The following is a 21,163-nucleotide window of genomic DNA, read 5'->3' on the forward strand; positions in this document are numbered from 1 at the left end:
ATCTGCCCGAGACAACAGCAGGCGAATTACTCGGCTTCGGAGCTGGAACCGGAGCGAGAGTCAGCGTTCGAACCAGCCTCTGCACCCGAATCAGCCTCAGCGTCCGCCGCGTCAGAGCCAGAACTTGAGTCAGAATCAGAACCAGAGTCGTCCCCAGCCTCAGCGCCAGCTTCCCCAGCGGCCTCCATCGCGCGTTTGCGCTGCCCTGCCACCACATCAGCCACGCGCGCCAAACCACGCCACGCCTCCGGGCGGGAGTTCGGAAGGAAAATATGCAGCAGCACCCGGTAGAGCACCGCGCGGACAACCAGCTCGTCGAAGCCCGGAATATGCGCCCACCTTTGCAGCAAGGCATCAGGTCCATTGGCCCACGCCATGGCGTCGACAATAAGAAGAGCAACCGGCCACCCGGCGGGCCGGAAGGTGGGCACGAAGTCCGTCAACACGGGATCCGCGGTGCCATCGAAGATCATGCAACCCAACACATCGCCGTGCACCAGCTGATCCGGTTCGGCCAGCTCGCCGCGCAGGTGAGAAAGCTCGGCGGCCTTGCCTAGCGCCTGGGCAATATCCTGACGCGGCACGGAATCCGGATCCAACCCGGCACTCAGCCAGACAGACGGATCCTCGGAAAACGCCGCCTGCTCGGCCGCTGCGAAAATCTCGTTTTCCTCCCACGGGCCAGTCAGCGTCGGCGGCGCCAACACCGTAGGACGCTCCTCGCCGCGCAGGGCCTCGCCAATGCGCAAGGCGGCGGTGGCCATCTCATCGAAACGCGGCGCCCGATGTCCACTCAAGAACGTCCGCGCCCGCCAACCGGACACGCTAAAACGGCCGTCGGAGGACACGATCGGACGAGACACGCTCACCCCGGCCGGGCGCATCTTCGCCATCATCTTGGCAATCCACGCAGCACGCGCGGGCTCGTCGGCACGGCTGATCACTGCCCTATCGCAGCGCCAACCTCCACTCCACACGGAATCCAGTTGTACGGGCCGAGCTGCGGGCACCTGAAAACTCGTCAGGATATGCGTGGGAGGCGAAGCGCTCATGAATCGTTCCGTATTCCGTTTTCAGTCTCAGTATCGGGTTCTGGACCGCCGGTGGGATATGGCCATGGGTTGGCCCGGCAGGTCGCATCCCCTTGACCGTAGGTTCCCTCGGGGTTGATGTCATGCAACACACCGTTGTTCAGGCTCAACGTCTGCTGCATCATCACGGGAGCCAGCGCGCCATCTGCGCGGCAGCCCTGGTGCGCGGCGTAACCGATGCCGTGCCCCACCTCGTGGTTGATGACGTACTGGCGGTAGCTGCCCAGGTCACCGTTGAACGGCAGAGCGCCACGCATCCACCGCGCGTCATTAATCACCACGCGGTTGCCGATGGGCATGTTGCAGCTGGTTTCCAAGCGATAGGTGAAACCGCAGACGTCGTGGGTGGTTTCGGTGCTGGTCAGCTGGATGCGTAGATCCGGCTCTTCGCCTTCGGGAAGAGCCGATTCATCGACGTGCTCAAAGGAGATGTCTTTGTCCCCGATCCAGGACTTCGGGTTAGACAAGGTGGCATCCACCATCGCGGCGAAGGCATCCCCACCTCCAGAGCGCGAGGCATCCACGGTGTCTTCCACCTCCACCACGTAGGTGTAATGATCCTTGCGGCCCTCGCCCACCTTGGGGCTGGGCTGGCCAACTACCTGGTATTTATCGGAGCCCTTCTCCGCATACGGACCACCTGGTGGCAGCTCGCCCGTTGCGAATTCGCCCTGGTAGCCCTCCCCCGGTACGGGACCTTCTCCGCGCGAATTTTCATCTTGAGCGCCGTCCTGCGTGGCCGTAGATGCCGCCTGCTGCTGGTCCGGCGATTCTGAATCCGCACTCAGAGCGCTGACGAACACCAACAAAGTGACCACAACCACCACGGCCAATGCGGCCAACTGCCAGCGCTGCACCCGCCCGCCGGTTTTAGTCTCGGGACTGCGATGATGCCCATGTCCCCCGTTGCTGCGCACCGGTGCGGGAATGTCGAAACGTTCCCACCGCGGTGGCTGCGGAGTTGGTTGGTTCATGAGTACCTACGTGTCCCTCGTTTTTTCGTGCCGGATCAGAGGAATCCGACGGTGCCCTTAGCGGCAGTTCCCACCTCAACATAGGCGACGTGCTCGCGGAGAACCAAGTGGCGATCTCCCTTGTTAGTTTCCAGCTCCAGCACGCGGGTGGGGGTGGAATCCTGCAGGAATTCGCGCACCTCGGCCAGTACTTCGTCGTGGTTGCGCTCGCTGACAATCTGCAGCTCGCGGTTGTTGTGGGTGAATCCGATCTTGATCTGCATGGCGTTGAAGCGTCCTAACTAATTATTGAGACGTGCAGTAATGTGACCATCATAACCGCATGGAATAACAGATCTTTGGAGAGGGCGTGAGCACAGCTGTGGCAGTAGATAAGCAACCCGGTCGATCATTTTCGGAGCTGGGTGTTGCCGCAGAGATCGTCGATGCTCTGGCTCACCGTGGCATCACGCACGCTTTTGCCATTCAGGAGTACACGCTTCCTCTTGCGTTGAAGGGCGCGGACTTGATTGGTCAGGCTCGCACGGGCATGGGCAAGACGTATGGGTTCGGTGTTCCTTTGTTGGATCGGGTTTTTGACGACGCCAACCTCACCGCCCCCGACGGTTCCGTCCGAGCCTTGGTGGTTGTCCCTACCCGAGAGTTGTGCCTGCAGGTGACCGACGATCTGCGCACCGCAGCCAAGTACCTCCAGGTGGACGATCGCGCGTTGAACGTGCTGGCCATCTACGGTGGCGTGCCGTTTGCCGCGCAGACCGATGCTCTTGCTGCGGGCGCGGACGTGGTGATCGGCACTCCGGGCCGTTTGCTGGATCTGCACCGCCAGGGCTTCTTGGACCTATCCGGGGTAGAGATCGTGGTTCTGGATGAAGCGGACGAGATGTTGGATCAGGGCTTTTTGGATGATGTGAAGGAGATCCTGTCCCAGACTTCCGACCAGCGGCAGACGATGTTGTTTTCTGCGACTCTGCCCGGTCCCATCACCGCTTTGACGCGCCAATTCATGAAGCAACCGGTGATGGTTCAGGCTGATGACGCTGCAGCGGATGCCACCCACGCCGGCACTCAGCAGATTGTTTTCCAGTCGCACAAGATGGATCGGATGTCCGCGCTGGCTCGGATTCTGCAGACCCCGGATCGGGGACGAACCATCGTGTTTGCTCGCACCAAGCGCATGACCGCCAGCATTGCTGAAGACCTCGCGAATTTGGGCTTCAAGGTTGGCGCTGTGCACGGAGACATGAAGCAGCCCGAACGCGAGGAGGCCTTGGCGGCTTTCCGTTCCGGCACGGTGGATGTCATCGTCGCCACGGATGTCGCAGCGCGCGGCATTGATATCGACGATGTCACCCACGTGATCAACTACCAAGTTCCGGACGACGAGCGAACCTACGTCCATCGCATCGGCCGCACGGGGCGCGCGGGGCGCACCGGCATCGCCGTCACCCTGCTGGGGTGGGATGAGGTGCTGCGATGGAAGGCAATCGACGAAGCACTGAACCTGGGTCAGCCTGAGCCACCGCAGTGGTTTAGCTCGTCTCCCGAGTTCCTCTCCACATTCGGTCTGCCGGATGACGTGGACGACCGCGTGGGGTCTCCACGTCGAGTGCAGAGTTCGGGCAAGGTTCGCACTCGCCGATCATGAAGTTTCTGCCCCCTCCGGAACAGCGCACGCGCACAGATCTGCTCGTCGCTGGCTGCATACTGCTTGCGGTCATCGTCATCGTTGCCGGCACCTGGCTGACTTCCCAGCAACACAAGGTAGATCACCAGGTCGCTGATCAGCCCCTGCCAGACGCGAAGTCCGTCACCGCCGCGGGCTCACAGGTCACGGCTCTACCCGATGAGTTGCACACCTCGTGGACGGGTACGGACGAGTCCTCGCGCCTGATCGCCGCGGACGGAGGCGTAGTGAGCGTGCAGGGCACCCGCGTGAGCATGCTCGATGCGTCCAGTGGCAAAGAGGTCTGGCACTACGATCAACACCGGCAGATCTGTGGCCTCTCCCAGCCAGAAAAATGGAGCACCCTCGTGGTCACTTTCCGCGGCCCTAAGGGCTGTGGCGAGGCGATCTCCTTTGATATCGCTACTGGTCAGTACGCGTACACGCGCGATGCGTTGGCCGCGGAAGACGTGGAAACCCTGCAAGGCAACAACCGCGCAGGCACCCTGTCCCCCCAGCGGGTTGAACTGTGGCGCAGCGATCTAGTGCGCACGGTAGAGGTAGGCCAGCAGGAAGCACCCCACCAGCCGGATCAACAATCTCATACGGAATGCCGTTTCACCTCCGCCCTCACGCACGACGACTTGCTGGTCACCGCTCAAAACTGTGGCGACCCCAACAAGAAGCTCATCCGCTTCCTCAAGGCCACTCCAGAAGAATCGGACGCGCCCGAAACCATCCACGAGTTCACCGTTCCTGCTGGCGCGGAGCTCATCGGGGTCAGCGGCGATCAGGCAGCCATTTACATCCCGGCTAGTGAGCAAGATGGCTCTCGCATCCAGATTCTGGACGAGTCCGGCACCTTCCACACGATCCCCACCCCAGAGGCAAAGGGATTCCCGGAGGAGGCCAGTGTTGGCGTCGAAAAGGATCTACATCAACCCCGCACCTACACCCAAGGATTGCTGCACACCTGGTTTGATGGCCAACGGCTCACCATCTTCAACCTGAACAACCTGAATACGTTTCAGCACGTCGAATCGGCTATCGGAACGGGCGTGCTCAACGAAGGATCACTGCTGGTTCCGGTCCCGGAGGGCATCGCGGAGGTGGATCCTGCCAGTGGAAAAACCCAACGCACAATCCGCGTGGACCGGGATGGCTACACCGGCGAGGTGACGCTACTCGTCAGCCACGGGCAGATCGTGGAACAGCGGGGAACGCAGCTGGTGGGGTTGGCTGGTTAACGCTCGTTGTATCGGGTGGCGGCCCAATGCACGGCAACGGGGTTAAACAACAGGGCTAGACCCACCACGCACATCACGCCGGTGGGAATGCCCAGCTCGGGGCGGCCAGAAGTGAACATGTAGTACGTCACGCCGAGCAAACACAGCTGCAACATAACCACGGGACCGCGGCCCCACTTCTTGCCGGAGAACAGGAACCACCCGGCGATGAGCACTGCGCCGAAAATGATCACGAACCACACTGCGGTGCCATAACCCGAGATCACGGCCCCCGGATCGTGGAAACCAGTGGCCTCGCGGAACACCAAGAATGCAGCGAAAGCCAGGCCTGCCGCACCCTGCAGCATGCCCAAGATGCCGGCGTAGCGAACCACCGGCGGGGCAAAAGGTGCAGCGGAGGTCTGTTGTGGCGTTTCCGCCTGCTTTTTCTTTGGAGCAGAATCCCGAGAACTCATAGTTATCAAGTCTAACCCGCGGTGTCTTACCCGCTGCTAAGGTAGGGCGAGTGGACGTCCTAGTGATATCGAATCCGAACTCAACAAGCATCACGCAGAGCAAGTTGGCGTCTATAATCCCCACGTTGCGGTCTATTCCGGATCTGCACATCCTTTCGCAGTTCACCCGCTATGCCGGGCACGCCGAAGAGCTCGCTCGCAGGGCGCGCACTCAGGGCTTTGACGCAGTAATCTGCATCGGCGGCGATGGCACTGTCAGCGAGGTCATCAACGGCCTGTTGGACGAGCCCACGGACGATCCAGACCGGGCAGCCCACAGCGTGCTGACCAGCAACCTTCCCGCCCTGGGCATCATCCCCACCGGCAGCGCGAACGTCTTTGCCCGCTCCGTGGGCTACGCTCCCAGCCCAGACGTGGCGGTGCGCCAGCTAGCACAAGCCCTGAAGAACAACCAGCGGCGCACGGTGCCCTTGGGCGCTTGGGCGGATCTGGAACAGAACACCCCGCGTGCTCACCGGTGGTTCGCCGTGAACGTGGGGCTGGGCATCGATGCAGAGGTCATCCACGAGATGGAAAAGCGACGTGAGATGGGCCTGTCTGCCTCACCGTTGCGCTACGTGCTGGTGTCCGTGCAGACCTGGTTCTCCAGTACGTCGAGCTCGGCGGGCACTCCATCCATACACGTCAAGGCTGAAGCCAAGGACGGGCCGATGGAGGTACACAACTCTCCCCTAGCCTTCGTGTCCCATACGGATCCATGGACATATCTGGGACCGTTCCCAGTGCGCATCGTCAAGGAAGGCTCGATGGAACGCGGCTTTTCCGTATTCACTCTGAAGAATCGCGATGGTTGGCGTGCGCTGTTAGCACTCGGCGGGTTGATTAACCCGGTGTTGCGCAAGCTAATGTCCCGCCAGGTCCAGACCGTATCCAATGCCACCAGCGTAGAAATCCGGTTGGATGAAGAGCGCGATTTCCAAGTGGACGGCGAGTACAAGGGATCGTATTCGGCCGTGGGGTTGAAGTTCATTCCAGATGCCATGGAGATTCTCAGCCCCCGCTAGATTATTGCGGTGAACGCGTAAGTGGTTTCCTTGCCGATAGGACTCCGATACAAGGGTCACGGCTACGGAAGCAAATCAAATTTATGTGATACTCGTCACATTTCGGGCGTTAGCCCTAGCCACAGCTGAGAATTCATGTCATGATTTCTCAAGTAACCGCGAAGGGTACGCAAGGTTTACGCAAGGTTAATAACTAGCCGGATAACTACCGGAGAGTTTTCTACCGAGCGCAGCGCACTCTTTATCTTGGCGAGAAGTCGCCGCTACCTCGCAGCACGCAGGTCTAGCACGCCACTTCGCCACAACTAACGACGAAACACCCCCTTCAACAAGGGCTTTTTAGGTCTGTTTTCACACTCGATGTGAGATCAGCCTTGGTTCAGTGCGCTCTGACGCACCGAACAACAGCCGTTGCGAAAAGGACCCGACTACCTCCACACATTTTCGCCCACGGACTATTCACAGTTCCGGGCATGCATTCCGTTGACGAAAGGAAATCATCATGGATTGGCGCCACAAAGCAGTTTGCCGCGACGAGGACCCTGAGCTGTTCTTCCCAGTAGGCAACTCCGGCCCCGCACTGGCTCAGATCGCCCAGGCCAAGCTGGTCTGCAACCGCTGCCCTGTCACCTCTGAGTGCCTCGCTTGGGCAATCAGCTCCGGCCAGGACGCCGGAGTCTGGGGCGGCATGTCCGAGGACGAGCGTCGCGCTCTGAAGCGTCGCACCAACCGCGGCCGCACCCGCCAGCGCACCCGAGCTACCGTTTAGCCCTTCATCGGCCTCACGCCGACGCAGCATTTTGTTGCGAACCGCCCTCGTTGGATAAGCTAGGGCGGTTAATTATTTTGTCCCGCCAGGTTCGTAAAGGAGCACACGATGAGCAAGCGTGGCCGCAAGCGCAAGGATCGCCGTAAGAAGAAGGCTAACCACGGACGTCGTCCAAACAGCTAAGCCTGTGCGGGAATAAACTCCGCACAATCTTCTTGCACACAGCGAGCGGGCCAGTACCTTTCACTTGGAAAAGGTACTGGCCCGCTCGTTTATCTATTCACTTATTTGACCTCGCCGTAGCAGGAATTCCAATAGCTCCGGCTCACCAGCCCCAGACCACAAGTCAACGAGCTATCCGCGGCGCACCTCGGTATAGGTGACTCGCAGCTGGCGGACAATCTTGGTCTTCAGCTCCTGTGGTGCCTGCTGCCCACAGCGCTGACGGAGCAGGTCCTGAACCTTCTGTTCCGCGCTGAGTAACTCCAGACATCGCGGACACTCCTTGACGTGCTGTTCAATCAGCCGCATCTGCGTTTCCACGCAGTTGCCATCGATACACTCGCCGTCGGCTTCTCCGTACATGGAGTTGACCAGCCCTTGACATCCGTCGAGGTGACGCATGTGATCCTGTGGTTGAGAATTCATTGGGTTGTTCATCATCCCTTCACCCCTGCAGTTTTAGGCTTGTCTTTGCTCTTTGTCTCTTGGGTGGCGATGCCGTGTTCAGCCGCCACGTCCTTTAGTTTGGCGCGCAGTTGCTTGCGCCCTCGGTGGAGACGACTCATGACCGTGCCGATGGGCGTGTCCATAATTTCGGCGATGTCCTTGTAGGGCAGGCCTTCAACATCGGCGTAGTAGACCACCATCCGGTAGTCCTCCGCTAGGCCCATCAACGCATCTTGGATGCGCGTGTCCGGAATGTTCTTTAGCGCTTCGACCTCGGCGGATTCCAGACCCGTGGAGTGGTGGGAGGCGGTTTCCGCCATCTGCCAATCCGTGAGGTCCTCGCCGGAGGATTCCGCAGGGCGACGTTGCGCCTTGCGATAGTTGTTGATGTACGCGTTGGTGAGAATGCGGTACATCCACGCCTTGAGGTTGGTCCCGGGCTTGAACGAGGCGAAGGCTTGGAACGCCTTCATGTACGCGTCTTGCACTAGGTCTTGCGCATCCGTGGGATTGCGCGTCATTCGTAGTGCAGCACCGTACAACTGATCCAGCAGCGGCAGCGCTTCGTCTTCGAATCGCTTCAGCAGCTCCGCCTGACTGTCATCAGTGCGCTTCGATGCTGTGGGGGTCATCGGTCTCCTTCCTCCTCGTTGTGGTTCAACGCGGTGTGTGGTTCTAGTATTCCTTTTCTTCGTCTGCTGGTTAGTCGTCGGGTTGCGGCTGGATCAGTTCTGGCCCGTTATTTCCGACGCCACCCACCGCCCGGTCAGCCTTTCTCGTCGCCAGTTGCTCGATAACCGCTTCGGCGGGGCTAATTCGTGCCATCTCTTGTGCGTCGTCATCCGGTGCATCCAGCCACGCCATGGCCTCGCCGTGTCCCAGCACTCGTGGCATCCGGTGGTGCAGCCATTCCAGGGGCTCGGCGGCCGCAGTGGTGATGATGGTGGCGTGCAGCTGATTACCAATGGGCTTGCACAGTCCCGCGACCACAAAAGGCTCGTTGTCTTTGCGGTGGGTGTACCAGGGTTGCTTGTCCCTTTTGGCTCCTGTCCACTCGTACCAACCGTCCATCACGAACAAGCACCGGTCACTGCCGCGGAACAGGTACTTCTCAAAGGCCGTCTCTCCGCGCGCGTTGAACACCACGGGCGCTCCCCCACTGCCGGAGGCTCGGGGGTATCCCCACTGCGCGGGCCCCAGTGCCACCCGCTCGCGGAATTCGCGCACCACGGGCACCTGGTGGGTGGGGGCGATGTTGTAGTTCGCCCGGTATGGCCCCACTCCATCCATCCGTGCGGCGACGTCGTCAACCTCACGTGCACCCGTTGCCCGCTGCACAGATGCAATGATCTGTTCCTGACTGCTGAAAAGTACATATCGGCCACACATATTTCCCATTATGGCCGTAGTGATACTCCCCATGGTGCTGTTTAGGTGCCACAATGGGTTACATGTTTGATGATCTGTGGCCAGCCCCCACCTCTTCTGCTCCGATAATTTCCACTGTGTCGATTCCCGGATCCAAGTCGATCACCAATCGCGCGTTAATTCTGGGGGCATTAGCGGACGGCCCGTCCACGATCACCGGCGCGCTGATCAGTCGCGATACCGCACTGATGATGGGCGCGCTGCGGGCTCTAGGAACCACCATCACCGAAGAAGGCACCACCCTGCACGTGGTCCCCGCGAAGGAACTCACCGGAGGCGAGGTGGACTGCGGACTGGCGGGAACGGTGATGCGCTTTGTCCCGCCCGTCGCGATGCTGGCCAATGGCACTGTCGAATTCGATGGCGATGTCGCCGCCCGCAAGCGCCCCATGTCCACCACGCTGGATTCCCTCGAGGCCCTGGGGGCCACGGTGGAGTATCCCACCAATGAGGCCACCGAAAAGGGCGCGGGAACCGCAGAGTCCCTAGCCGCCGCAGATGCCTCCGGTCCACACAAGGGCTTACCGTTTTTGGTCAAGGGCAACGGTGCAGTTCCTGGCGGGGAGGTTCGGATCGACGCCAGCGCCTCCTCCCAATTCGTTTCCGGCCTCCTGCTTGCCAGTCCCCGTTTTAAGCAGGGTGTCAAGGTCATTCACGAGGGTGCCTCCCTGCCTTCCCAACCCCACGTCGAGATGACTGTGGAGATGCTTCGCGCTGCGGGTGTGAAGGTTGACGTCGAATTTAATACATGGACCGTGCAACCAGGACCCATCGCGGGGCGCACCTGGCACGTAGAACCAGACCTGTCGAACGCCACCCCGTTCATGGCCGCTGCCGCCGCCACCCAAGGTAACGTCCGCATCACCAACTGGCCGCAGACCACCAATCAACCCGGTGATCAGTTCCGAGAGATTCTTCGCGATATGGGCGCAGAAGCCATCTATCACGCAGATTCCCGCAGCCTGGAAGTCACCGCCAACGGTGCGCTGCAGGGCATCACGTGGGACATGCACGATATCGGCGAGCTGACCCCCACCGTGGTGGCGTTGGCCGCGCTTGCGGAGACCCCAAGCCACCTCTATGGCATCGCTCACCTCCGAGGACACGAGACCAACCGCTTGGCCGCACTGGCCGATAACATCAACGCGCTGGGCGGAAACGTGCGCGAAACTGAGGACGGTCTGCTCATCGAGCCGCGCCCACTGCACGGTGGGCGATGGGAATCCTACGAGGATCACCGCATGGCCACAGCCGGCGCCATCCTCGGGTTGGCAGTACCGGAGATTCTGGTGAATGACATCGAAACTACCGCCAAGACGCTCCCCGGTTTCCGCCAACGATGGGCGGATATGCTGAACCACACTGCCGAGGGTGCGGATGCCTAAACGCGGACAGCGCAGCTGGGACGAAAGCGACATCCGGGTTCGGCCCGGCAAGGGATCTCGCCCGCGCACCAAGGATCGGCCCGAGCACAACGATGCTGAATTCGGCATGGTGGTGAGCAAAGATCGCGGCAGGTGGGGCGTGGTGCTGGATGGTTCGCACACGCACGTCACCGCCATGCGCGCCCGCGAGCTGGGACGCACCGCAATCGTGGTGGGCGACCGCGTGGGCGTGGTGGGCGACGTATCCGGACAAAAGGACACTCTGGCGCGCATCGTGAAGCTGGAAGAGCGCACCAGCGTGCTGCGCCGCACCGCCGATGACAATGATCCTTATGAGCGCGTGGTGGTGGCCAACGCGGATCAGCTCTACATCGTCACAGCTGTCGCCGATCCCCCGCCGCGCGCGGGCTTCGTGGAGCGCGCGCTGATCGCGGCGTTCGTGGGCGGAGTAACCCCCGTGCTGTGCCTGACTAAATCAGACTTGGCGGATCCGCAGGAATTCGCCGCAGAGTTCCAGGACTTGGGTCTAGAGGTGGTCCTGGCAGGTGTCTCGGAGCCACTCGATGCGGTGCAGGAGATGGCTCACAACAAGGTCACGGCACTGGTGGGTCACTCTGGTGTGGGCAAGTCCACGCTGGTCAACCGCCTGGTTCCGAACGCCGAGCGCGAGACCGGCGAAGTCTCTGGAGTGGGTAAAGGCCGTCACACCTCGACGCAGTCCGTGGCACTGCCCCTGCCAGACGGCGGGTGGATTATCGATACCCCGGGTATCCGCAGCTTCGGTCTCGCGCACGTACACCCGGATACCGTGGTGGGAGTGTTCGATGATCTCCGCGAGGTGGCGGAAGACTGCCCGCGCGGGTGCACGCACATGGGGCCGCCTGCGGATCCGGAGTGCGCGCTGGACAACCTCGAGGGGGCAAGTGCCCGGCGCGTGCAGGCTGTCCGTCTGCTTCTCGAGGCGCTGCGCACCAACAACGAGTGGGAGCTGGAAGGCTAGAAGCTAGAGCAGATCCACGAGAAACGGAAGCTCCTGCGAGCCGTACCAACTCATCAAGTTGTCCTCGCAGTCACCCAGAGCCAATTCCGCTTCCTCTGATCCCAGATCGGCCTCGTCGATGACCTCCATCGCGGCCTTGGTGGTCTCTTCCGCGTCCTCGTCGTCCACGTGGATCGCGGCCAGCGCCTTGGTGGTCACCACGGATGGGGACAGACGCACCACGGACTCGCCGTCCTGTGGGCTCAGCGTCACCGCAGAATCGTCGATGTCAGCGCTGATTACTACGCGGCGATGAGGGAAGCGCTGTTCATCGCCGATGCTGAGCAGACGCAGCGAAGCACGAGCAGCATCGAGGAACGCGGTGTAGGCCAGTTCTTCCTCGTCACCACCCGTGTAGTACTCCCGCACCGCCGGAGTCAGAGCGAATCCCACGCCGGAACGCACCGGCATCTGCTGGTCTTCGGCCAAGGTGCGCAACATATCAAACGTCGCTGGAATATAAACGCGCATGCTACTTAGAACTCCCCTTCGAGTCCCAGCACGCCCGTGATCTCCACGATCGCGCGATCAAACTGCTGGTAGAAAATGCCGATCATGCCCGCATCCACTGCGCCGCGGATGTTGAGGATGGAATCATCCACCAGCACCAGGTCCTTGACGGACAAGTCCAAGCGATCGCCCACGATCTTGAAGATTTCTTCACTGGGCTTCTCTGCGCCCACTTCACCAGACAGGATCACGTCATCCACGTAACCCTGCTCCTGCCACGCGCGAATCTGCGCAGCGCCAGGACCACCGGCATCGTTAGACAAAATGGCGGTGGACAGGCCCTCCTCCTTGGCGGCCGTCAACACCTTCCGCCAACGCCGGCGATCTTCTTCGGCTCCATCGAGCACTCCGCAATAATCCACTACTAATCCACGCATGTTTTCATTGTGCCACCGCTGGCAACTTTTGTGGACAACAAGCACTAAAGCGTCAAGGTCTATGGCAATGCAACGTATTTAAGTTCCAAGTAGTCTTCGATGCCTTCCAAGCCTCCCTCACGTCCGAATCCGGATTCTTTGATCCCTCCAAAGGGAGCAGCTGGATCCGAAATACCTGACTTATTAATACCCACCATCCCCGCCTGCAACTCTCGAGCAAGACGCTGGCTGGTTGCCAAACTTTCTGTGAAACCGTACGCAGCCAGGCCAAAGGGAGTTGAATTAGCCAAAGCTATTCCCTCCGACAAGTCTGAAAAACGAGTAAGTGTTACCACTGGTCCGAAGATTTCCTCATTGAAGATTCGCGAACGGGCTGACACATCGGCGAGCAGTGTGGCCGGATAGAAATAACCCTTGCCATCAGGCACGAATCCGCCCACCGACAAGCGCGCCCCCTCTGCCACTGCTTCGTCCACTAACTGTGCTATTCGCTCGCGCTGCTTACTGGTAATAATCGGTCCAAGAGTGACACCTACATCAAAACCATTTCCCCACTTGACGTCTTTCAGGCGCTCAACAAGGCGACTCTCAAACTCTTCCACCAGCGATTCCTGAACTATGAACCGATTAACAGCAATACAGGCCTGTCCACCATTGCGTAGCTTTGCTTGCACAGCGCACTCGACAGCAAGATCCAGGTTGGCATCAGCTGCAACCAAGAATGGTGCATTTCCACCGAGTTCCATCGACGTACGCTGCAAATGCTGTGCTGACTGCTTGACTAGTATTTTTCCGACCGCTGTTGAACCAGTAAACGTCACTTTAGCAACGCGAGAGTCTCCCATGAAGAACTGAGACAACCCTGCAGCATCTAGGGTCGGGAGCGCTGAGATCACACCTTTAGGCATGCCATAATCGGCCAAGACCCTCGAAGTCAGTTTTACGAGGTACAGCAAAGTCAATGGTGTTTCCGCTGCAGGCTTCGTGATAACTGGACATCCCGCTGCTAGAGCTGGGGCGATTTTCCGACTGATCATAGAAAAAGGAAAATTCCACGGTGTAATCGCCAATACCGGTCCCACAGGATGCTTCGTCGTCAGAATGGTCCCATTTCCCGATGGAGAGACGCTAGTTCGTCCTCCTATTCGGGAGGCCTCCCCTGCAAACCAGTGAAAATACTCCGCCCCGTAGTCCACCTCTTGACGCGCTTCGGCCAGAGGTTTACCCATTTCGTACGTAATTAATTCAGCCAACTCGTCTTTGAAATCGATGATCTGTCGATAGATCTCCGAGAGGACATCAGCTCGTTCACGCAGGGTGGTGTTGCTCAATCTAGGAGCAGCATCGGAAGCACAATCGAGCGCTTCTCGCCATTGTTGCGGACCCGTATCCGCAACATCAGCAATGAGCATCCCCGTCGCAGGATCTTCCACCTCGAATGTCTTATCTAGATAATTCTCCGAATTTTTAACCCAGTATCCCGCTCGCATGCGCGATGAATCGGATGTGTCCTTCTTAGGAAAATGCATAGTCGGTATTTAACACAACTTCTCCTCAACACTGGCTATCCTCCCGGGATCTGCACTGGTCTACATGCGGAACACATCATGAAGTGCAATTAAGACCTGTGCCGATTTGTGCCTAATGCACAAACTAAAGAGTGCCTCCTCAGAATCGCTTGGATTCCTCTACATCGCTGCCTTACATTCAAATCTATATTCAATCCCTAGAGATGAAGGCATCACATGAGCACAACCGGAGAAAAGCACGTACCCGCTGAATCACAGCAGGATGTTGATGCACATCGAGACGAGTTAAAGCGGGCGCCACTAGGCCCAGACTCGCTCTTGTGGAGACTGGGAAGCGACATGAGGATCCAGCTTTGCCGCACCAACTCGGGCTTGTTGCAGAACATGCACCCTGCCATCGGTCAATCCCTCCTCGATCACTCAAAGTTTTTTGAGGAGCCCTTCGCCCGGCTGCAGCGCTCCACCCCTCAAGTCATCGAGTCGATCTATTCAGGAGCAGACGATGACCTGCCCAAGCGCATTCGGGACTACCACGTAAACATCTCCGGAAAGCTCAGGGATGGACAGCGATACCATGCGCTCAACCCCGATACCTACTGGTGGGCACACGCAACGTTTGTTTATCGCATCATCTTGGTTCAAGATCTTTTCGGCACTCCGCTCACTGATGCTGAACGTGACCAAATCGTTCGCGAAGGCGTCACGTGGTGGGAAAAATACGGGGTTTCAAATCGCCCGGTTATCGATTCCTATAGCGATCTCATGGACTATTTCGACGAGGTAGTAGAGAATACGCTCGAAAGAAACGACACCGTGGACTATGTTGTCCGAACCGCACGAAACCAGCCAGTTAAGGCCCCAGATTCCGTACCGCCGATTATCTGGAAACTCATTTGGAAGCCTCTACAGCGCAGCATGGTGTGGTTAGCCATCGGTACCTTAGAGCCTCGATTCCGTGAAATCCTAGAGGTTTCATGGACAGACAAGGATCAGAAGCGTTTTTCCAAGATCCAAAAGTTTGTGCGCAATGTCTACCCACGCTTGCCTCTGAAACTTCGCTATATGGAGCCCGGTTTTTCCAAGATGCAGGAGGCTCACATGTTCGATGACAGCGGACGCCTCAAGCCGGTCGGCTCACACTATTAATCGTGAATGGGACTAGCCACGCTGCCTTTTAAGTGTGGCCCCAACCCCAGCACATCAAAAGCTCATCGCCCTAGGGAAGTCTCCCTAGGGCGATATTCGTGAACTCGCAGAGATCAGGCTCCTTCTCGTCTGAACGCACGCTCCGCGATGCCAACCATCCGAACCCGCCGTGGCAAAACAGCAAAGATGCCACGCACGCTTCTAGATAAGAGGAAGAACTTCACCTTGTCGGCTTTGGACCACTCCCATCCAAGTTTCTTGCGAAGTGCTGGTGGAAATAGTCCTATCGTTACCCACAGCAGCAACTTGGCGATATAAGGAGATATTGGACGCCACAACCACATTGGAATCTGAGAAAGAGGAGGATCAGTATCGAGTGTGCGCACAATTCGAGAGCGCTTAAAGACTTGTGACTGATGGAGGTGATTCTCTACATAGTCGGCGAAGTACTTCTCGAATTCTGGATAGTTTTGCGGCGCGTTCTTGGGTTCTGCCACTCCGTAAAAGCTATACCAAGTTCGGGACTCTTGAAATAATTGTTCTTTTTCTCGCTTAGAAAGCCGAGGACTGAAATTTCCAGCCAGCGCGAAGGGCATCAAGGCAAAGGTTACATGCGCCCAGTAAAATACTTCCGGGTTCAGTGAGTGATATCGAGTGCCATCGTCATGCTTACCCTTGACATCCCGATGAAAGTCTCGAATCATCGCACCGACTTCCTCACCTTCATACACAGTACGAATGATGGGAAAAGCCGAACGGACCAACCGAGCTACTTCATTGTCAAAAAAGGTCGATTCTTGGATGAGAGAGGTTGATATGTCTCTCTGCGTGACCTGTAGCACGCCAGCGTAAACAGCCGCAAAAAGGGAGCGCCAGTCTCCAAACCTCTGCCACAAAATTGATTGCGGACCTAGATCAGGCAAATCCAGCTTCGCAGTTGAGAGATTCGGCTCATGTGCACGCTCGGCCATGTGATTGTTGTTCATTTTGAGCATTCCTTAGTCTTCAAGATGTTTTCCAGCACGATTTACTGTTCGATCCGGGTATAAACGTGTGTCGACCTTTCGCATTCGCGAAGATCTTTGACAGCTCCCGTCAGGGTGCTCGGGGAAACTCGCCACAGCGCCTTATTGACTTCGATGGCTCCCACCCCTTGAACCTCTAAGAGACGGAGGTAGCGCCAACAATGGTCCGCCCGAGCTTCAATCAGCTGCCAAGGCCTCTTCACTGCGGTGCGACCGAACTGGTCACTACCGTTCATCGTGAGGAGATTGGGACTGTCTAGCGGCTCGATGCCCTGATGTAATCGAGCGGCCGAGACTTCAAGGCGGTTACCCTTACCATCAGTAAAGTTGTCACCGGTCGTGTCACCGTTTCCCGTCGCAAGTATCACGACGTCGGCACGCAGAGTATAGGTTTCGTTGGGACCTTCCACCTGCACGTTCCAAAGACCATCGTTCCAATCAAATTCCGCGCCGGTCACAGTGGAGTTGGGAACCAGTTCTGCGCCTGAATGGTTCAGTGCGGATTCAATATGCTCGCGAACCGATTCAGCGTTCTGCTTCACTTTCGTGTGTTTGAGATTTCGTCTTCGAAATCCCAGATTTTTGACTACCGGAGCATCTGCGTTGGAGAGGTACCAACCTCCAGCGCTTGGCTGCTTATCCACAACTTTTGTTGGATAACCAAGTAGTGCACACTCAGCTGCAGCTGCTACCCCTGAGGCGCCCGCTCCAACTACCAAGAGAGTTGGGAGTCTGTAGTTGTCATTCATGGTTAACTTCTCCTGACTGATGTTTTAGAAAGTATGCGCTAGCCGAAAAATTTGGTTTCAACTTGCTTTTCTCGTTTATTGAGATTCAAATTCGAAATAGAACGTGGAAATTTTCTTTAGTACATAGCTTCCAACACCACTCCTGGAGCAGTTAAAGTTTTCGCTTCTACCCCCAGGGTCCCAAGGGAAACGTTTTTTAAGGAGATTACAGAGAGCAATGGGTCCGGCAGAGGAGCTTGGGAGTATCCGAGCCGATCTAGTTCGTCAATAACTTTCTCCAAATTTCCTTCTACATCCAACGAGATCGGAATTGTGCTTACGCCTCCCACAGCGGGTACAAAATCTAAAGTGCGCGCATAGACTGTGGCCGGTTCTCCTTGCAGAACCGCTTGTTGGGGCTGTCCGGTGCTCAAGTCACCTCGCATATCTCGACCTGGAATATCAAACGAAATATTTTGCACTTTGACCGTGGTCCCGGACAGGCGAATCATGTTGTAAAGACCTGTTTGGGTCTGAACTTTCACCACTGATATTGATGCGTTCCCGGACACCAGAATTTCATCCGCGGTCACCGTTGTGGTCTCTCCTACTAGCGGAAGAGGATTTGGCACATTTCGTTCAGCGTTGCTGATTATTAAGGGTGCATCTTGTCTGGGGAGAGACGGAGCGCGAATAGCTTCAGGCAGATTTAGGCCAAGTATTGGACCGAGTGAAGGAGGGGCAGGTTGAGCATAACTTTGTCCAGCAATTGGGGACGTCGTTCCAAAAATCAATAGAGAACTTGTCCCGAGAGTAGCCGTAACCACCGCAACTGACTTGGACTTCTTCTTGTGATCCCGGCTCTTCGAACGCTCTTTAGTTCTGTCTTCCCATGCCAACGTCAGGGCACCTCCGACAATTGCCAAACCACTACCGAGTAGAAAACCGCCAAAGTTTGAAGTTGGAAGCGCAACGATTCCCACGAGAATCCCGAGCACTCCCAGATAAGGAGCAGTCGCCGGTTTGAACCAGGCGCCAATCCCAAACATGATGAGCAACGAACCCACGATCAATACCGAAACTCCTGAGATAGTGGAGATCATGACGAGTAGATCGAGAATTCTGATTGATAAATAAGCTGGGACCAAGATGACAATTCCGGCCAAAATGAGCAGTAACCCCCCTGTGAAGGGCCTGTTTCGACGCCACGAGCGGTACCTAGATAATTTTCCTACCTTTGCAGGCTCATGTTCATCGGCGCCAGAGTGAACTGCATCGGACGCATCAAATTGATCGCTGAGAGATTCTTCAGGGGGATCGCTAGCGTCCACAGACATTTTCCTGTCCCTTTTCCACCGTGACATTGACGTTTCTCAATGTGAGCGAATTCGCGGCAACAGCTGTCGCATCAATGTTTCGCGCTTGAACATTGATGGTGTTGGATGCCAACCCCCACGCTCCGGAATATGCAGAATCATTTACTTGACTCACGTCCACTCCAAGCTGAGGATTTTCGAGCTTCAAGTCTCCCTGGAGAAGCCTTGCTCCAACTAAGAGACCGTCAGCTTCCACGGAGTTATCTCCCGAGGACATCAGTCGAAAGCTGACTGGACCTACTTTCGGTACATTGCCTAGCTTTGCAGAGAGACACAAATCATCCGCGGTGGCTTGCCCGAATCTGAGTCTTGTCACCGGAAGTACTTCATCGTCACCAGTCTGCTCGGCATCAACGAACAGAGAAAAATCCGTGCCGTCGACGTTACCGATAGCAATGTTGAAAATCGTTCCAGACAGCGCAAGATTCGCGCTCAAACCACCTTGTGCCATCGCCACGCCGGCGATCGAGGCACCGAAGATGCCAGATACAAGTCCTACAGATAGCTTCCATTTGCTGATTCGCCCCATGCGGACAGCCTCCTTCATTGGGCAAAACTGGACGTCCCGCCACGAAACTCATTGGTTTCGAATCAGGATAGTGAGCTTAGGATCATAGAGATCTCAGAAGCGGTAGCCTCTGCCAGATAGGCAGAAAGCCCCCGCGCACTTTGTGCATTTTGCCCAAGCGCTTTCTGTCCTCCATAACTTCTACCTTCAAGTTCCTAAGCTTGTGCCAACCCTCGATTGGCTCACCGCTTCGCTTCTTCAATTAGTTAGGATGACGGAAATTATGCAATCCGCACTCAGAGCAGCCCTCGTTGATCAGCTGCGCAAGAGTAGGCAGTCGCTGATTGTGAGCGTCACCAACCAAGCGATGCGTGACATACCGGAAATCTCTGAACTGAATTTGCCAGTCGAATTTCAAAACAGCGTAGAGAGCACTATTTCTCGGTTCATCCACTTCATTGCAGAAGGTAGTTTGCCTTCCAGCCAACGGCTCGACCCTTCACTGCAAAAGATTGTGCGCAGCCTAATTTCCCGAGGTCGTAACCTTTCTACACTCATCATGCTCTTCCATCAGTCACACAACATCCTTGAACAAAATCTCCTCGAGGTTTATATCGAGTTCGTCAAGGAGAACGATCACTTCGATCTGGCAACCCTACTGACCGATATGCGGAGTGAGACGAACAAGTTTGTAGCACTTCGCACAAGTCAATTTCCACAAGCTTTTCTAGAGCAAGCGGCAAGGCTAAAACTCCCCGGCAATCCGGATATTTTGGACCAAGTTAGACATGTTCTTGGAAAGACCACCAATGTACCCCGCATTGATAATTTTGCACTGAAAGGGAGAATTCAAGCGTTCAGGCTGTGGACGGCAGATGATTCGCACTTCTCCACGAGTGAGGGGACCGAACTGTCGCGAAAAATTTGCTCTGCTTTGGAAACGGCGAGCACTAGCCCACACGGTCACGATACCGATTCACCATTCTTAATCGTGTACCCCAGCCCGTCCTTGCTTTGGGGATGGTGCCACCCTGGTGAATCACAGAAAAGCATCGATTGGGACGCAGTCATTCCTGCCAAATTCAACTTTGTCCTTTCACCAGTTCTAGAAGGACTCGACGGCTTCCGCTCGACTCATAGGCACGCGGTCCAACTAAAGCGACTAGCCGATAGAACTTCGGCAACGGAAATTGTTAGAAATAATCGTCGGATTATCACCCCTGATCACAGCGGCGCTCTCACGATGGCGCAATTTGTTGATCGCCTTCCCATTGCAGAAGAAATGGTCACAGCAGCGCTCGGCCCGTTCGCAAAGTCTGGAACCTATGAAGACGTCGTCCGAGAGACAGTGAGACACTTCCTGCGATTTGGTGGAGCAGGAGCAGCTCAAAAAATGAACACCCACCGAAACACTGTTAAGTATCGAGTTGACAGATTCCAAGAGTCTCAAGCCACTGCTCGGATCGATAGCTTAGAAGTTCGGCTCGCATTAGAACTCGCCCACTGGTTTGGAAGTACCATCTTGGCGCCGGAAGACGAATCATAGGCACTTAGCCTCGTCTTCATTTTTCTTTCCTCATCGCTCCTGCACAGCGATAAACAACATGAAGTAAGTTGTAATCAACACGCATGATCTTTGGGGGAAGATTCAATGAGCGATGACCATCTCACAGGTTTTATCTATCTTCGACGTCCAGCTCCACCTGCTTTGCTTGACCCATCCGGCCAATCGCCTAGTTTTTCGCAGAGATGTGGCTCCTCGCTCGACAGGCCAGACCATGCACTACCTGCGCAGACAATCCACTCGCCCCGCCGCGAAGACATCGGGCGGCTGCTTATCCTATGGCTCGAAGCAGTCGATGGACGTCGCCCACCCCGATCGCTGAAAAACGGGCGTTTTCATCCGGACATCCTCAGCCAACTGGGCGGGCATCAACGCTTGATTCAGGCTGGCGGTGGAAAGCAGGCGGGCGCGGTGGCGTCGAAAATAAAGACCCTACACATACAGAAAACCACCACTCCCACGATACGATTCTGCGCCTCGGCGGTGATCGGAGGGCGCGTGCGTGCCATCGCCGGCACCACCAAACTGGTGCGCTTGCCGAAAAAAGAAGGGTCTCCACGCCCCACGCAAAAACAGTGGAGGGTGGAGACCCTGCAGATCATCTAACGAGTCGCCA

24 protein-coding genes are annotated in these 21,163 nt (G+C 57.0%); 10 read left to right on the top strand and 14 right to left on the bottom strand.

Going from position 1 to position 21,163, the window contains the following annotated elements:
- Nucleotides 1-26: 26 nt before the first annotated feature.
- Genes IM764_RS03350 through IM764_RS03360 form a run of 3 tightly spaced genes read right to left on the bottom strand, consistent with a single transcriptional unit; the run spans nt 27 to nt 2,328 of the window.
- Nucleotides 27-1,052, bottom strand: a complete 1,026-nt coding sequence (locus IM764_RS03350) for a TIGR02569 family protein (protein WP_194186895.1) — start codon at nt 1,050-1,052, stop codon at nt 27-29.
- Nucleotides 1,049-2,065 (bottom strand): DUF3152 domain-containing protein, encoded by a 1,017-nt coding sequence (locus tag IM764_RS03355; RefSeq protein ID WP_194186896.1) that lies wholly within the window; start codon nt 2,063-2,065, stop codon nt 1,049-1,051. The genes IM764_RS03350 and IM764_RS03355 overlap by 4 nt, the downstream gene beginning before the upstream one ends.
- Before the next feature lie 35 nt (nt 2,066-2,100).
- Complete coding sequence (locus tag IM764_RS03360) at nt 2,101-2,328, bottom strand: DUF3107 domain-containing protein (protein WP_099297738.1); 228 nt, start codon at nt 2,326-2,328, stop codon at nt 2,101-2,103.
- Between the two features lie 86 nt (nt 2,329-2,414).
- Between IM764_RS03360 and IM764_RS03365 the strand changes: the two genes are divergently transcribed.
- Both IM764_RS03365 and IM764_RS03370 read left to right on the top strand, forming a co-directional pair.
- Entirely contained in the window at nt 2,415-3,710 is a 1,296-nt protein-coding gene (locus IM764_RS03365) for a DEAD/DEAH box helicase (protein WP_288802276.1), read from the top strand.
- A complete protein-coding gene (locus IM764_RS03370) occupies nt 3,707-4,975 on the top strand; it encodes a hypothetical protein (RefSeq protein WP_194186897.1) in 1,269 nt (422 codons plus the stop codon). Before IM764_RS03365 ends, IM764_RS03370 begins: the two co-directional genes overlap by 4 nt.
- On the opposite strand, the gene IM764_RS03375 is transcribed toward IM764_RS03370, so the two are convergent.
- Nucleotides 4,972-5,430 carry a hypothetical protein gene (locus IM764_RS03375; RefSeq protein WP_228073280.1) on the bottom strand — a complete coding sequence of 153 codons (459 nt, stop codon included), beginning with the start codon at nt 5,428-5,430 and terminating at the stop codon, nt 4,972-4,974. The genes IM764_RS03370 and IM764_RS03375 overlap by 4 nt on opposite strands.
- 62 nt (nt 5,431-5,492) lie before the next feature.
- Here IM764_RS03375 and IM764_RS03380 point away from each other — a divergent pair, with 62 nt between their 5' ends.
- From IM764_RS03380 to IM764_RS10535, 3 genes are all read left to right on the top strand, one after another.
- Nucleotides 5,493-6,494, top strand: a complete 1,002-nt coding sequence (locus IM764_RS03380) for a diacylglycerol kinase family protein (RefSeq protein WP_288802303.1) — start codon at nt 5,493-5,495, stop codon at nt 6,492-6,494.
- A 502-nt stretch (nt 6,495-6,996) separates the two neighbouring features.
- A complete protein-coding gene (locus IM764_RS03385; RefSeq protein ID WP_099297746.1) occupies nt 6,997-7,263 on the top strand; it encodes a WhiB family transcriptional regulator in 267 nt (88 codons plus the stop codon).
- Between the two features lie 108 nt (nt 7,264-7,371).
- Complete coding sequence (locus IM764_RS10535) at nt 7,372-7,446, top strand: 50S ribosomal protein bL37 (protein WP_099298023.1); 75 nt, start codon at nt 7,372-7,374, stop codon at nt 7,444-7,446.
- A gap of 171 nt (nt 7,447-7,617) precedes the next feature.
- Here IM764_RS10535 and IM764_RS03390 read toward each other — a convergent pair whose 3' ends face one another.
- The 3 genes from IM764_RS03390 to IM764_RS03400 all read right to left on the bottom strand — a co-directional run bounded on the left by IM764_RS03390 (nt 7,618) and on the right by IM764_RS03400 (nt 9,354).
- Entirely contained in the window at nt 7,618-7,911 is a 294-nt protein-coding gene (locus tag IM764_RS03390; RefSeq protein WP_194186899.1) for a mycothiol system anti-sigma-R factor, read from the bottom strand.
- Nucleotides 7,912-7,922: 11 nt separating this feature from the next.
- Complete coding sequence (locus IM764_RS03395; protein WP_194186900.1) at nt 7,923-8,564, bottom strand: sigma-70 family RNA polymerase sigma factor; 642 nt, start codon at nt 8,562-8,564, stop codon at nt 7,923-7,925.
- Between the two features lie 70 nt (nt 8,565-8,634).
- Nucleotides 8,635-9,354: an SOS response-associated peptidase gene (locus tag IM764_RS03400; protein WP_306345834.1), complete on the bottom strand. Its 720-nt coding sequence runs from the start codon at nt 9,352-9,354 to the stop codon at nt 8,635-8,637.
- A 29-nt stretch (nt 9,355-9,383) separates the two neighbouring features.
- Between IM764_RS03400 and IM764_RS03405 the strand changes: the two genes are divergently transcribed.
- Both IM764_RS03405 and rsgA read left to right on the top strand, forming a co-directional pair.
- The gene (locus IM764_RS03405) at nt 9,384-10,745 is read left to right on the top strand and encodes a 3-phosphoshikimate 1-carboxyvinyltransferase (RefSeq protein ID WP_194186901.1); all 1,362 of its coding nucleotides are present in this window, start codon (nt 9,384-9,386) and stop codon (nt 10,743-10,745) included.
- Nucleotides 10,738-11,745: a ribosome small subunit-dependent GTPase A gene (gene rsgA / locus IM764_RS03410; RefSeq protein WP_194186902.1), complete on the top strand. Its 1,008-nt coding sequence runs from the start codon at nt 10,738-10,740 to the stop codon at nt 11,743-11,745. Before IM764_RS03405 ends, rsgA begins: the two co-directional genes overlap by 8 nt.
- Nucleotides 11,746-11,748: 3 nt before the next feature.
- Here rsgA and IM764_RS03415 read toward each other — a convergent pair whose 3' ends face one another.
- From IM764_RS03415 to IM764_RS03425, 3 genes are read right to left on the bottom strand one after another with little or no spacing between them, the layout of a single operon-like run.
- On the bottom strand, nt 11,749-12,255 hold the full coding sequence (locus IM764_RS03415) for a hypothetical protein (RefSeq protein WP_194186903.1): 507 nt from the start codon (nt 12,253-12,255) through the stop codon (nt 11,749-11,751).
- Nucleotides 12,256-12,260: 5 nt separating this feature from the next.
- Nucleotides 12,261-12,671 (bottom strand): HAD family hydrolase, encoded by a 411-nt coding sequence (locus IM764_RS03420; RefSeq protein ID WP_194186904.1) that lies wholly within the window; start codon nt 12,669-12,671, stop codon nt 12,261-12,263.
- 59 nt (nt 12,672-12,730) lie between these two features.
- Complete coding sequence (locus IM764_RS03425) at nt 12,731-14,161, bottom strand: NAD-dependent succinate-semialdehyde dehydrogenase (protein ID WP_228073318.1); 1,431 nt, start codon at nt 14,159-14,161, stop codon at nt 12,731-12,733.
- 255 nt (nt 14,162-14,416) lie between these two features.
- Here IM764_RS03425 and IM764_RS03430 point away from each other — a divergent pair, with 255 nt between their 5' ends.
- Nucleotides 14,417-15,346 (top strand): oxygenase MpaB family protein, encoded by a 930-nt coding sequence (locus tag IM764_RS03430; protein WP_194186906.1) that lies wholly within the window; start codon nt 14,417-14,419, stop codon nt 15,344-15,346.
- A 113-nt stretch (nt 15,347-15,459) separates the two neighbouring features.
- On the opposite strand, the gene IM764_RS03435 is transcribed toward IM764_RS03430, so the two are convergent.
- The 4 genes from IM764_RS03435 to IM764_RS03450 form a co-directional block, all read right to left on the bottom strand.
- Entirely contained in the window at nt 15,460-16,332 is an 873-nt protein-coding gene (locus tag IM764_RS03435) for an oxygenase MpaB family protein (protein WP_228073282.1), read from the bottom strand.
- 41 nt (nt 16,333-16,373) lie between these two features.
- A complete protein-coding gene (locus IM764_RS03440) occupies nt 16,374-17,120 on the bottom strand; it encodes an FAD-dependent oxidoreductase (RefSeq protein ID WP_194186907.1) in 747 nt (248 codons plus the stop codon).
- A gap of 116 nt (nt 17,121-17,236) precedes the next feature.
- Nucleotides 17,237-18,430 carry a DUF6114 domain-containing protein gene (locus IM764_RS03445; RefSeq protein ID WP_194186908.1) on the bottom strand — a complete coding sequence of 398 codons (1,194 nt, stop codon included), beginning with the start codon at nt 18,428-18,430 and terminating at the stop codon, nt 17,237-17,239.
- Nucleotides 18,420-19,004 carry a DUF6230 family protein gene (locus IM764_RS03450; RefSeq protein WP_194186909.1) on the bottom strand — a complete coding sequence of 195 codons (585 nt, stop codon included), beginning with the start codon at nt 19,002-19,004 and terminating at the stop codon, nt 18,420-18,422. The genes IM764_RS03445 and IM764_RS03450 overlap by 11 nt, the downstream gene beginning before the upstream one ends.
- A gap of 250 nt (nt 19,005-19,254) precedes the next feature.
- On the opposite strand from IM764_RS03450, the gene IM764_RS03455 reads away from it, so the two are divergent.
- Nucleotides 19,255-20,529, top strand: a complete 1,275-nt coding sequence (locus IM764_RS03455; RefSeq protein WP_194186910.1) for a helix-turn-helix domain-containing protein — start codon at nt 19,255-19,257, stop codon at nt 20,527-20,529.
- Nucleotides 20,530-20,634: 105 nt separating this feature from the next.
- A complete protein-coding gene (locus tag IM764_RS03460; RefSeq protein WP_194186911.1) occupies nt 20,635-21,153 on the top strand; it encodes an Rv3235 family protein in 519 nt (172 codons plus the stop codon).
- The last annotated feature ends 10 nt before the right edge of the window (nt 21,154-21,163 follow it).

The sequence above is a fragment of the Corynebacterium sp. ED61 genome, from assembly GCF_015233855.1.
GTDB lineage: Bacteria > Actinomycetota > Actinomycetes > Mycobacteriales > Mycobacteriaceae > Corynebacterium > Corynebacterium dentalis.

Coding starts and splice junctions, on each gene's coding strand:
- IM764_RS03350 (WP_194186895.1), bottom strand. CDS start 1,052: ATGAGCGCTTCGCCTCCCACGCATATCCTGACGAGTTTTCAGGTGCCC.
- IM764_RS03355 (WP_194186896.1), bottom strand. CDS start 2,065: ATGAACCAACCAACTCCGCAGCCACCGCGGTGGGAACGTTTCGACATT.
- IM764_RS03360 (WP_099297738.1), bottom strand. CDS start 2,328: ATGCAGATCAAGATCGGATTCACCCACAACAACCGCGAGCTGCAGATT.
- IM764_RS03370 (WP_194186897.1), top strand. CDS start 3,707: ATGAAGTTTCTGCCCCCTCCGGAACAGCGCACGCGCACAGATCTGCTC.
- IM764_RS03375 (WP_228073280.1), bottom strand. CDS start 5,430: ATGAGTTCTCGGGATTCTGCTCCAAAGAAAAAGCAGGCGGAAACGCCA.
- IM764_RS03385 (WP_099297746.1), top strand. CDS start 6,997: ATGGATTGGCGCCACAAAGCAGTTTGCCGCGACGAGGACCCTGAGCTG.
- IM764_RS03390 (WP_194186899.1), bottom strand. CDS start 7,911: ATGAATTCTCAACCACAGGATCACATGCGTCACCTCGACGGATGTCAA.
- IM764_RS03395 (WP_194186900.1), bottom strand. CDS start 8,564: ATGACCCCCACAGCATCGAAGCGCACTGATGACAGTCAGGCGGAGCTG.
- IM764_RS03400 (WP_306345834.1), bottom strand. CDS start 9,354: ATGGGGAGTATCACTACGGCCATAATGGGAAATATGTGTGGCCGATAT.
- IM764_RS03405 (WP_194186901.1), top strand. CDS start 9,384: ATGTTTGATGATCTGTGGCCAGCCCCCACCTCTTCTGCTCCGATAATT.
- rsgA (WP_194186902.1), top strand. CDS start 10,738: ATGCCTAAACGCGGACAGCGCAGCTGGGACGAAAGCGACATCCGGGTT.
- IM764_RS03415 (WP_194186903.1), bottom strand. CDS start 12,255: ATGCGCGTTTATATTCCAGCGACGTTTGATATGTTGCGCACCTTGGCC.
- IM764_RS03420 (WP_194186904.1), bottom strand. CDS start 12,671: ATGCGTGGATTAGTAGTGGATTATTGCGGAGTGCTCGATGGAGCCGAA.
- IM764_RS03425 (WP_228073318.1), bottom strand. CDS start 14,161: ATGCGAGCGGGATACTGGGTTAAAAATTCGGAGAATTATCTAGATAAG.
- IM764_RS03430 (WP_194186906.1), top strand. CDS start 14,417: ATGAGCACAACCGGAGAAAAGCACGTACCCGCTGAATCACAGCAGGAT.
- IM764_RS03435 (WP_228073282.1), bottom strand. CDS start 16,332: ATGAACAACAATCACATGGCCGAGCGTGCACATGAGCCGAATCTCTCA.
- IM764_RS03440 (WP_194186907.1), bottom strand. CDS start 17,120: ATGAATGACAACTACAGACTCCCAACTCTCTTGGTAGTTGGAGCGGGC.
- IM764_RS03450 (WP_194186909.1), bottom strand. CDS start 19,004: ATGGGGCGAATCAGCAAATGGAAGCTATCTGTAGGACTTGTATCTGGC.
- IM764_RS03455 (WP_194186910.1), top strand. CDS start 19,255: ATGACGGAAATTATGCAATCCGCACTCAGAGCAGCCCTCGTTGATCAG.
- IM764_RS03460 (WP_194186911.1), top strand. CDS start 20,635: ATGAGCGATGACCATCTCACAGGTTTTATCTATCTTCGACGTCCAGCT.